This is a genomic window from Nitrospirota bacterium (assembly GCA_037386965.1).
GTDB lineage: Bacteria > Nitrospirota > Thermodesulfovibrionia > Thermodesulfovibrionales > JdFR-86 > JARRLN01.
Genome location: JARRLN010000095.1, coordinates 1 through 10596, shown reverse-complemented (window position 1 = coordinate 10596; position 10596 = coordinate 1). Strand labels below are relative to the sequence as shown.

The following is a 10596-nucleotide window of genomic DNA, read 5'->3' as shown; positions in this document are numbered from 1 at the left end:
AACGCGTCGGGGGGCATCACCAGGTGGGGAAGGAAAAACGCGCTCAGCCACCTGGTCGCCGGATGCCTTGCCATCTGCAGGAGGAACGGGTTGAACACCATATAGAAGAACCCGGCGAAGGGGCTTATCATTATCAGTATCTCGAGGCCGACCACGAAGTAGAGCACTATGGCGCCACCGAGGACCGTCTTTTTCTTGTTCATGGCAAAGTCCTCCGAAAAGGTTTATTGGTTTGGCTGCCGATGAAGAAATTAGAACCTATCTCAAAATTGATTTCGAAGCGAAAGGGAGAATAAATGGCGGCAGACAAGGAGGGAAGGGGAAATCGCCCGGAGGCGCAGTAGGGCTGCGTTGAGGACGATTTTCCCTTCAGGACGCCGTATGCCGCCATTTAGGCCTCTTTCGGCCAGGGGTCCCCGAAAAGTCGCAAGACTTTTCGGGGGTGAGCCGGAAGCGATTTTGAGATAGGTTCTGGAGCCCTTTTCATATGAAAAACCGCGAGGTGGCTCGCATCTTCAACGAGATGGCGGTCCTTCTGGAGGTCAAGGGCGAAAACCCTTTCCGCGTGAGGGCCTACCGGCGGGCGGCCCAGAACATCGAGGGCTACCCGAGGGCCATAGAGGAAGCCTCGCCGGAAGAGATTCTCTCCATTGCCGGCATCGGCCCCGACCTGGCGGGAAAGGTCCGGGAAATAGCGGAAACCGGGAAACTCAAAGCCATGGAGGACCTGAAGAAAGAAGTCCCCGGGGGTTTTGCGGCCATGCTCTCGGTCCCGGGCCTCGGCCCCAGGACGGCCAAGCTCGTGCTGGACCGCTTCGGGACCGTGGACCTGGAGGGCCTGGAGGAGCTGGCCCGGGAGCACCGGCTGGCGGGCCTTCCCGGCGTGGGCGCCAAGACGGAGAGAAACATCCTCAAGGGCATAGAGACCCTCAGGCTGAGGAGCGAGAGGCACCCTCTCGGGCTCGCCCTTCCCGCGGCCGAGGATATCCTGCGGCACCTCGGCGAGAAGGCCCCCGTCACCAGGATTGCACTTGCCGGAAGCCTGAGGCGATGGAAGGAGACCGTAAAGGACATGGACATCCTGGCCACCTCACCCCATGAGAGCCAGGTCATGAACGCCTTCGTGCACCTGCCCCATGTGAAGGAGGTCCTCATGAAGGGGCCGACAAAGACGGTCGTCGTCCTGGACCAGGACATCCAGGTGGACCTGAGAGTGGTGCGGGAGCAGTCCTTCGGCTCCGCGCTCTGCTACTTTACCGGAAGCAAGGCGCACAATATCCGCCTCAGGGAGATGGCCGTCCGCAGGGGTCTGAAACTCAACGAATACGGCGTCTTCGACGCCGGGGACGGGCGGCGGCTGGGTGGGGAGAGGGAAGAGGACGTTTACGAAGCCCTGGGCCTTGCCTTTGTGCCGCCCGAGCTGAGGGAAGACCGGGGAGAGGTGGAGGCGGCCCAGGAGGACGCCCTGCCGCACCTGGTGCAGAGGGGCGACATCCGGGGCGACCTTCACGTGCACACCAGGTGGAGCGACGGAAAGCACAGCCTTGAGGAGGTCGTCCAGGGGGCAAGGCGGAGGGGCTTTGAGTACATCGCCATCACGGACCATTCCAAAGGGCTCGGCGTCGCCCGGGGACTCACCGAAAAAAGACTCAGGGAGGAGGTCGAGGAGATAGAGGCCCTGAACGAAAGGCTCCAGGGGTTCAGGGTGCTGACCGGCACCGAGGTGGACATCCGGAGCGACGGCACTCTGGATTTCCCCGACAGGGTCCTCGAAAGCCTCGATGTGGTGGTGGCCTCCATCCACTCGGGCTTCAACCAGCCCATGGAGAAGCTCACCGGGCGCCTCATCGCGGCAATGCGGAACCCCCATGTGGACATCATCGCCCACCCCACCGGCCGCATCATCGGAGAGCGTGACGCCTACGAGGTGGACATGGAAGCGTTCCTTGAGGCGGCCCGGCAGACGGGGACGGCCCTCGAAATAAACGCCTATCCCCTCAGGCTCGACCTCAGCGACACCTATGCGCGTGCGGCCAGGGCCATGGGAATCCCCCTCGTCATCAGCACGGACACCCATCTCCTGGAGCACTTCGACCACATGGCCTACGGGGTGAGCGTGGCCCGGAGGGGCTGGCTCGAGAAGGACGACGTCCTGAACACAAAGAGCGCAGCGGAGTTTCTCAAGGCCCTCGGGAAAAGGCCCTGACCCCCGGGGGGCGCGGGTCCCCCCGTCAGCCTGCGAATTTCTTCCACCAGGCCTGGTTCCGCACGTACCAGGCCACCGTCCTTTCGATACCCGCGTCGAAGGTGGTGGCCGCCTTCCAGCCCGTATGGGCCTTCACTTTTTCTGAGTTCAGGCTGTAACGGAAGTCATGGCCCGGCCTGTCCATGACGAAAGTGATAAGGCTTTCGGGCTTTCCCAGAAGGGCGAGGATGCTTTTCACCACGTCGATATTGCGGCGCTCCTGGCCGCTGCCGATGTTGTAGGCCTCGCCCACCACGCCCTTCTCGCCCGCCTCGAATATCCCCCGCGCACAGTCCTCCACGTAAAGCCACTCCCGCACGTTCAATCCCTGGGCATATACGGGCACGGGCCGGTCCGCCAGCGCCCGGCTGATGACCACAGGGATGAGCTTCTCGGGATATTGCCACGGGCCGTAGTTGTTCGAGGGGCGCGCGATGACGACGGGCAGGCCGTACGTGTGCCGATACGCCCGTGCGAAAAGGTCTCCCGCGGCCTTGCTCGCCGAGTACGGGCTGTTGGGATTGAGCGGGGTCTCCTCGGTAAACTGTCCCGATTCCTCCAGATCGCCGTAGACCTCGTCCGTCGAAACGTGAACAAACCGTCCCACCCCGTGCTTCCTGGCCGCCTCCAGAAGGGTGACCGTGCCCCGCACGTTTGTGGACTCGAAGGGAAAAGCATCCTGTATCGAGCGGTCCAAGGTGAAAAACAATATCCACTCCTTTGGCGAAGAGGCCGTCAACCAGCATGCCGTCGGAGACGTCGCCGTGGACGAAGGAGTACCTGGGGTCGGCCTCGAAGTCCTTCAGCCTTTCGGCGTCTCCGGCGTAGGTGAGCGCATCGAGGTTCCGCACGCTCACGTCCCCTCCCCGCCCCAGAAGGAAGCGGATGACGTTGGAGCCGATGAAACCCGCTCCGCCCGTCACCAGAATGCGTTTCATCCGAGCTCCTTGAGAAACCTGTCCGTGGCGTCCTGCCACGAGGGAAGCGCCTTGCCCAGGACGTGCTCCACGGGGTATGTGTCAAGGACGGAAAAGGCCGGCCTTTCCGCCGCTGTTTTGAACTCCGCGCTCCTGGCGGGCTCGACCCTGCCCTTCCAGCCGAGGCGCGACAATATGTGGCAGGCCCACTCGTATCGGGAACAATAGCCCGAGTTGGTAACGTGGTACGTGCCGGGCTCTCCCCTGGCCAGAAGGCCGAGGGTGGCCTCGGCCAGGTCAAGGGCGTAGGTGGGGCGCGACACCTGGTCTTGCACCACCCGGAGCACGTCTCTCTCTGCCGCCCAAGCGCGGAGCTTCAGCGGAAAGGAGCTCTTGCCCCGGCCGAAGACCCAGCTCGTGCGGACGAGAAAATGTCGCGCGGCGACCTCCCTCAGCATCTCTTCCCCGAGGAGCTTGCTCTGGCCGTAGGCGTTTATGGGGTCGGGGACGTCGGAAATGGTATAGGGGCGCCCCAGGTCTCCCCTGAAAACGTAGTCGGTGCTGAAGTGCATCATGAGAGCACCCATCTCGGAAGCCGCCGTGGCCAGGTTCTTCACGCCCACCGCGTTGACCAGAAAGGCCCCTTCCCAGTCGGTCTCGGCCCGGTCGACTTCGTTGTAGGCCGCACAATTGATGAGCACCTCGGGCCTGGCCAGGGAGAGCGCCCGGGAGACGGAGGGGAGGTCTCCTATGTCCAGTTCGGCGTGGGAAAAGCCGGCCACCTCGTGCCCCGCCTCCCGTGCCGCACGCACCAGGGCCCTGCCCAGTTGTCCTCCGGCCCCGGTCACCATTATCCTCATGGCTCAAGCCGGTACGGGGAAGACGGGTCCCCTTCGTAGCGCACCTCGTCCACCGGCTCTCCCTTTCCCCACCCGGCGTAGAGCCTGTTGGGAAAGTTCAGGACGAGGCCGTCCTCGGCGCCCACGTTCCGGTAGGCGTGCACGACACCGGGAGGGACGACGACCAGGGTCGGGTTCTCCCTGCCCAGGCGAAGCACGCTCTTATGAGCGCCCGTGGGAGAGCCCTCCCGGGCGTCCCAGAGGAAAAGGTCGAAGGCCGAGGAGAAAAAAACGAAACAATCCGCCTGCTCCCTGTGCTCGTGAGGCCCCCGGGCCACGCCCGGGCGGGTCATGGACACGTAGGCCATGGCGGGAAAAAGCTCCCGGTCGACCTCATCCTTCCGGTAAAGCTCGGTGAGCCAGCCCCTCTGGTCGTGGTGAAAGCGGAGGCTCCGGACCAGGACGCCCTCGATGTCCCCCTCGCTGAATTCGGTCACAGGGCGACCTCCGAGTCGTCCCCGATATGGACCTTGAGGGCCTTGTGAAGCCCCCTGTCCTTCTGGATGACGGAGTTCCTTCCCACCAGGCTTTCCTCGAGCCTCTCCACCCCAAGGACCCTTGAGCCCTCCAGCATCACCACGAACTCCACGGAGGAGTCCTGCACCTGGCAGTTGTCGCCTATGCTTGTATAAGGACCGATGAAGGCGTTGCGTATGACCGTATCCTTGCCGATGACGGCCGGCCCCCGCACGGTGCTGTCTTCTATCAACGCGCCCTCCCCCACGAAGACCCGCCCGATGATATTGCTTCCGGCCTTCACCTTCCCCCGCACGTCGGTGTGCACCATCTCGTCCAGGACAACACGGTTTGCCTCCAGCATGTCGTCCTTCTTCCCCGTGTCCAGCCACCACGAGGTCAGAACGTGGCTTTTCACCTTTTTCCCCTGGGTGATCAGGCGCTGTATGGCGTCGGTAATCTCCAGCTCCCCGCGCCACGACGGCTTTATCTCCTCTATGGCCCGGTGAACCTCCGGAGAGAACACGTAGACGCCCACCAGGGCCAGGTTGGAAGGAGGCTCCTTGGGCTTTTCCATGAGGCGCACGATCTCGCCGTTGTCCCGAACCTCGGCAACGCCGAACCTCCAGGGCTCGTGGACCTCCTTCAGAAGGATGAGCGCATCCGGCCTCTCCGCCTGAAACTCCTCGACGAACCCCCTTATCCCCATGCCGATGAGGTTGTCCCCCAGGTACATGACAAAGGGAGAACCACCGAGGAAGTCGCGGGCCGTCCTGACGGCGTGGGCCAGGCCCGCCGGCCTGTCCTGCAGAATATAGGTGATTTTCACGCCCCAGAAGCCGCCGTCACCCAGGGCCTCTTTCACGTCGGGGCCGGTCTCGGGCGCTATGATGACGCCCAGATCCCTTATGCCGGCCGCGGCGATGGAGTCCACGACATAGTGGATGATGGGCTTGTTTGCCACCGGGATGAGCTGTTTCGCCGTGGTATGGGTCAGAGGTCTGAGCCTCGTCCCTTTGCCCCCGCTGAGCACCAGTGCCTTCATGGGACCTCCCTCGAATTCTCGGTAATTATAGCACACCGATGGTCCGTCCAAGGGGAAATGTGCTCGAAAATACATTATTTTTCACCTCTCCGAGGGTATAATGGCCATCATGAAAAAGACGGTCTACGTCTATGAGAAAAACAAGGAATCCCTTGCCTTTCTCCGAGGTTTCTTCTCCAAAAGCCGCAATTATCAGGCGTCTTTCTTCACAAACCTGCAAAAGCTCAAGGAGCAGGTAAAACGCGTGCAGCCGGACATATTCATCGCCGGATGTCCCCCCTGCCTGAAGCGGACGGCGGCCGTGGCCGACTCCCGCCCGGTCATGGGCATCCTTTCGGGCGACCTCTCCGGCGGCTTTCAGAGCCTCGAGGAAAATGCAATCGAACACTACATCACGCCGCCCTATCACGAAGGCGACCTCGCATACAAACTCCAGCTCGTCCAGCGAAACTTCGAAGACCTGGACGCGATGAAGCGGGAGCTAGGGGACCTCAGGGCCATCACCGAGCTGACCTCCATCCTCTCCTCGACATTGGACTCTCGCAAGGTGCTGTACCTCATCGTCAAGAAACTGAGCGAGCTCATTCCGGTTACCCGGTGCTCCATGTTGAGCGTGCCTTCCGCCGAGCATGAGACATTCACGGTGGTCTCCACTTTCGAGCATCCCGACGTCTTCAACCTCAAGCTCGACATCAACAAGTACCCCGAGATACGCAAGGCCCTCAGGACGAAAAAGGTCGTGGTCGTCCAAGACGCCACGCACGACCCCCTCATGCGAGCGGTCCTTCCCTCCATCGCCTCCCTGGGAATCCACGCCATCGTCGTGGCCCCGGTGATATTCCGCTCCGAAGTCATCGGGACCCTCTTTCTGCGGACCTCGCGTCGCGATTACGCCTTCACGGAAAGGGAGATACATCTCTGCCAGAGCGTGGCGAACGTCTCGGCCAATGCGCTGAACAACGCCTTCCTCTTCGAGCGTCTGAACTCCGAGAAGGTCGAGCTCCAAAAACTCGCCATCACCGACTTTCTCACCGGCGTTTACAACACGCGGTATCTCTACCACCGCCTCGAGGACGAGTTCAGCCGGGCGGCCCGATACAATACGGCCTTGAGCTGCATCATGTTCGACATCGACCATTTCAAGAGAATAAACGACACTTACGGGCACAGGGCGGGGGACATGGTCCTCCGGGAGTTCGCCGACCTGGTAAAGATGCACATCCGGAAAAGCGACATATTCGCCCGCTACGGCGGCGAGGAATTCATCCTGGTGCTGCCCCATTCCTACCTAGAAGGCGCCGTCACGGAGGGAAGGCGCATCAGAGACATTTTGCAGGCCCACTGTTTCCAGAGCATCTCCCTGGACGCACGCATAACCGTAAGCATGGGTGTGGCGGCCTTTCCTCACGAGGGCATCACCAGCGAGCACGAGCTCATCAACAAGGCCGACCAGGCCCTCCTCAAGGCAAAGGCGACTGGCCGGGCCAGGCTCGTCGTGGCCTATTGACTCTCCTTTCCCCCTCCTCTTTGCATAAAGGAGCCGTTTCTGCAAGAATATTGGAGAGAGCGTGGACCTGATAACCTCCCATATAAACGCCGATTTTGACGCCTTCGCCGGCATGGTGGCCGCCAAGAAGCTCTACCCCCGGGCCGAGGCGGTCTTCTCGGGCTCCCAGGAGAAAAAGCTCAGGGACTTTCTGGAGTCCTTCAGCATCATTCCCATCAGGCGCCTGAAGGACATAGACATCGGGCAGGTGCGAAAGCTCATCGTCGTTGACAGCAAGTCGCCCGACCGCTTGGGTCCCCTGGCCGAGCTCCTTTCGAAGCCCGGCGTCGAGGTGCATGTCTATGACCACCACGCCCATGCCGAGGGCGACATTCACGGGACCGTAGAGGTGGTGGAGCAGGTGGGCTCCACGGCGACCATCTTTACCGAAATCCTGGAGCGGAAGGCACTGAAGCCCACGCCCATGGAGGCCACGGCGCTTTGCCTGGGGATTTACGAGGAGACGGGCAACATGCTTTTCCCCGGCACGACGGAAAGGGACATGAAGGCGGCCGCCTATCTTCTCCGGTGCGGGGCCAGCCTGAAAATCGTCTCGGCCTACATGAAGACCGACCTCAACGTGGACGAGCTTCAGCTCCTCACGGAACTGACGCGTTCCGCCACCGAGCTGGCACTGGGAGGGCTCAGCATTCTCGTGGCCAAGGCCTCACTGCAGAGGTACCTGGGGGATGCGGCGCATCTGGCCCACAGGCTCATGGACATCGAGTACACCGACGCCGTCGTGCTCATCCTGAGCATGGAAGGAAAGATCGTTGTCGTGGGGAGAAGCCGTGCTCCGGAGCTGAACATCGCCCGGGTCATGGAAGCCCTCGACGGCGGAGGGCACCCCACCGCGGCATCGGCAACGTTGAAGGAAATGCCCCTGGAAATCCTGGAGGAGAAGATAGTGGGCCTTCTGAGGAAGGCCGTGAAGCCGGGGAAGTTCGCCGAAGACGTCATGACCAGCCCGGTCATCACCGTGGAGGCCGCCAAGACCATAAAGGAGGCCGAATCCCTGATGACCATACACGGGGTGAACGTTCTGCCCGTGGTCAGCGGCCAGCAGTACCTGGGCATCATCAGCCGGGAGTCCGTGGAAAAGGCCCTGTACCACGGCCTTGCAGAGAGCACCGTGCTGGAGTTTGCGACCACCGACGCCCTGACGGCCGAGAGGTACACGCCCATACGCCAGGTGGAAACACGCATGATAGAGCACAACCAGCGGTTCATGCCCGTCGTGGAGGACGGCGGCATCGTGGGCGCCATTACCCGGACGGACATCCTGCGGACGTTGTACGAGGAATATCTCCGGCGGCGCGGCGTGAAGAAACCCCTGGCGGGGGAAAGAGCGGGCCCGAAGAAGAACATCGCCTCCTGGCTCAAGAACCGCTATCCCGGGGACATCTACACCCTGCTCAGGATCGCCGGCGAGATAGCCGGCTCCCTTGGATACAACGCCTACCTGGTGGGCGGCTCCGTGCGGGACCTCCTCAGGGGAGAGGAGAACCTGGACCTCGACATCGTCATCGAGGGTAACGGCATCGACTTCGCCCGGCACCTGGCGGTGCGGCTGGGCGGGAGGGTCCGCGCGCACGAAAGGTTCGGGACCGCCAAGGTGATAACGGAGGGTCTCAAGCTCGACGTGGCCACGGCCCGGACCGAATACTACGAGACCCCGGCCGCCCTTCCCAAGGTGCAAGTGTCCTCCATAAAGAAGGACCTGTACCGCCGCGACTTTACCATAAACACCCTGGCCGTCAAGCTCAACCCCGGCTCCTTCGGCGAGATGGTGGACTTCTTCGGCGGCCAGCGCGACCTCAAGGAAAGGACCCTGCGGGTCCTGCACAACTTGAGCTTCGTGGAAGACCCCACCCGTGCCTTCCGGGCCGTCCGGTTTGCCGAGCGCTTCGGTTTCAAGCTCTCCAAGCACATCGAGAACCTGATTCGCTCCGCCGTGCGCATGAACCTTTTCGAGAGGCTTTCGGGCAAGAGGCTGCACGAGGAGCTCTCCCTCATTTTCCGGGAGAAGGAGCCCGTGCCCGTCATACGCGGCCTGGCCGAGCACGGACTCCTCACGGTCATCCACCCTTCGCTGGAGCTGACGGACAAACTTCAGGAGCTTCTGACCCAGGTGCACCACACCCTCACGTGGTTCACCCTGTCCTTCCCGGAGGAGAGGTGCGACAGGGCCCTCCTTTACCTGACGGCCCTCCTGACGGGCCTCACCGACGAGGAGAGGGAAAAGGCCCTGGAGAGGCTGGCCGTACCCTCCCGGGTCGGGGCGGCCGTGGACCGCAACATTCGCGATGCCCGGGAGGCCCTGAGGGTGCTTCCCCTGAAGGACCCGGCCGACATCCATAATGCCCTCTCCCAGGCAAGCCCGGAAGGCCTTCTTCTGGCCATGTCCATGACCACGAGCGAGGAAAAGCGGAAGGAGATGTCGACGTATCTCCTCCGGTGGCGCAAGGTAAAGCCCATTCTGAGGGGGAACGACCTCAAGCGGATGGGCATCGAAATGGGGCCCATCTACGCCGAGATACTGAAGAAGCTCCTGGAGGAGCGCCTTCGCGGTCGGCTCCTGAGCAGGGAAGACGAGGAGGGCTTCGTCCGGCGGTATGTCAGGTCGGCGGGCCTACGCTCGTGACTTATCCCTTGCCCTTGAGCCCCAGGACGTCCTGCATGTCGTAAAGGCCTGCGGGCTTCCCCGCCACCCAGAGGGCCGCCCTCAGGGCTCCCCGGGCGAAGGTGTCCCGGCTTGAGGCCCGGTGGGTGACTTCCACCCTCTCGCCCTGTCCCGCGAAAAGCACCGTGTGCTCCCCCACGATGTCCCCGCCCCGGAGGGCCTGGATGCCGATTTCCTTCTTCGTCCTCTCCCCGACGATGCCCTTCCGGGCATAGACGGCATCCTGCGCCAGGTCCCGCCCCAGGGCCCGCGCCACCGCTTCGGCCATCATCAGGGCCGTGCCCGAGGGCGCGTCCTTCTTCATGCGGTGGTGGGCCTCGAGGACCTCCACGTCGTAGTCGTCCCCCAGGGCCCGGGCGATGTCGGCCAACACCTTCAGAAGAAGGTTGACCCCCAGGCTCATGTTTGCCGCGCGCACACAGGGGACGCTCTGGGCGGCCCGGGCTATCTTCTGCAGGTCTTCGGCCGAAAACCCTGTGGTTCCCGTCACCACGGCCTTACCCGTCCGGACCGCCGCCTCCACGTTCAGGAGGGTCCCCTCGGGATGGGTGAAATCGACGAGTACGTCCGCCCCTTGAAGGGCCTTCTCCGCGCTCTCCTCGATGCTCACCCCCACCGGACCCACGCCGGCTACCTCACCGGCGTCGCTCCCCGCCCGGGGGTGGCCTGCCTTCTCGAAGGCACCGGCGAGGGCGACCCCTTCCAGTTCCTGCGCGAGCGCCACAATGCGGCTTCCCATCCTGCCGGCGGCCCCGGCCACGGCAATACGAACCATCGCTACCCTCCGCTCTCTACTTTTTCCATC

8 protein-coding genes and 1 pseudogene are annotated in these 10596 nt (G+C 62.8%); 3 read left to right on the top strand and 6 right to left on the bottom strand.

All coding sequences use genetic code 11. From position 1 onward, the window contains the following. On the bottom strand, positions 1–203 hold a 203-nt coding region (locus P8Y39_11585; GenBank protein MEJ2192960.1), incomplete at its 3' end, for a hypothetical protein. A gap of 284 nt (positions 204–487) precedes the next feature. Between P8Y39_11585 and polX the strand changes: the two genes are divergently transcribed. Next, on the top strand, positions 488–2206 hold the full coding sequence (gene polX, locus P8Y39_11580) for a DNA polymerase/3'-5' exonuclease PolX (protein MEJ2192959.1): 1719 nt from the start codon (positions 488–490) through the stop codon (positions 2204–2206). Between the two features lie 25 nt (positions 2207–2231). On the opposite strand, the pseudogene rfbB reads toward polX, so the two are convergent. From rfbB to P8Y39_11560, 4 genes and pseudogenes are all read right to left on the bottom strand, one after another. Beyond that, positions 2232–3183 (bottom strand): annotated as a pseudogene (gene rfbB, locus P8Y39_11575) (dTDP-glucose 4,6-dehydratase). Next, positions 3180–4013: a dTDP-4-dehydrorhamnose reductase gene (rfbD, locus tag P8Y39_11570; GenBank protein ID MEJ2192958.1), complete on the bottom strand. Its 834-nt coding sequence runs from the start codon at positions 4011–4013 to the stop codon at positions 3180–3182. The pseudogene rfbB and the gene rfbD overlap by 4 nt, the downstream one beginning before the upstream one ends. Before the next feature lie 5 nt (positions 4014–4018). Next, complete coding sequence (locus tag P8Y39_11565; GenBank protein MEJ2192957.1) at positions 4019–4498, bottom strand: dTDP-4-dehydrorhamnose 3,5-epimerase family protein; 480 nt, start codon at positions 4496–4498, stop codon at positions 4019–4021. Further along, entirely contained in the window at positions 4495–5562 is a 1068-nt protein-coding gene (locus P8Y39_11560; protein ID MEJ2192956.1) for a glucose-1-phosphate thymidylyltransferase, read from the bottom strand. The genes P8Y39_11565 and P8Y39_11560 overlap by 4 nt, the downstream gene beginning before the upstream one ends. 109 nt (positions 5563–5671) lie before the next feature. On the opposite strand from P8Y39_11560, the gene P8Y39_11555 reads away from it, so the two are divergent. Beyond that, positions 5672–7069: a sensor domain-containing diguanylate cyclase gene (locus P8Y39_11555; protein ID MEJ2192955.1), complete on the top strand. Its 1398-nt coding sequence runs from the start codon at positions 5672–5674 to the stop codon at positions 7067–7069. A 61-nt stretch (positions 7070–7130) separates the two neighbouring features. Then, positions 7131–9752 (top strand): CBS domain-containing protein, encoded by a 2622-nt coding sequence (locus tag P8Y39_11550; protein ID MEJ2192954.1) that lies wholly within the window; start codon positions 7131–7133, stop codon positions 9750–9752. A 1-nt stretch (position 9753) separates the two neighbouring features. On the opposite strand, the gene dapB is transcribed toward P8Y39_11550, so the two are convergent. Further along, on the bottom strand, positions 9754–10566 hold the full coding sequence (gene dapB / locus P8Y39_11545) for a 4-hydroxy-tetrahydrodipicolinate reductase (protein ID MEJ2192953.1): 813 nt from the start codon (positions 10564–10566) through the stop codon (positions 9754–9756). Positions 10567–10596: the final 30 nt, after the last annotated feature.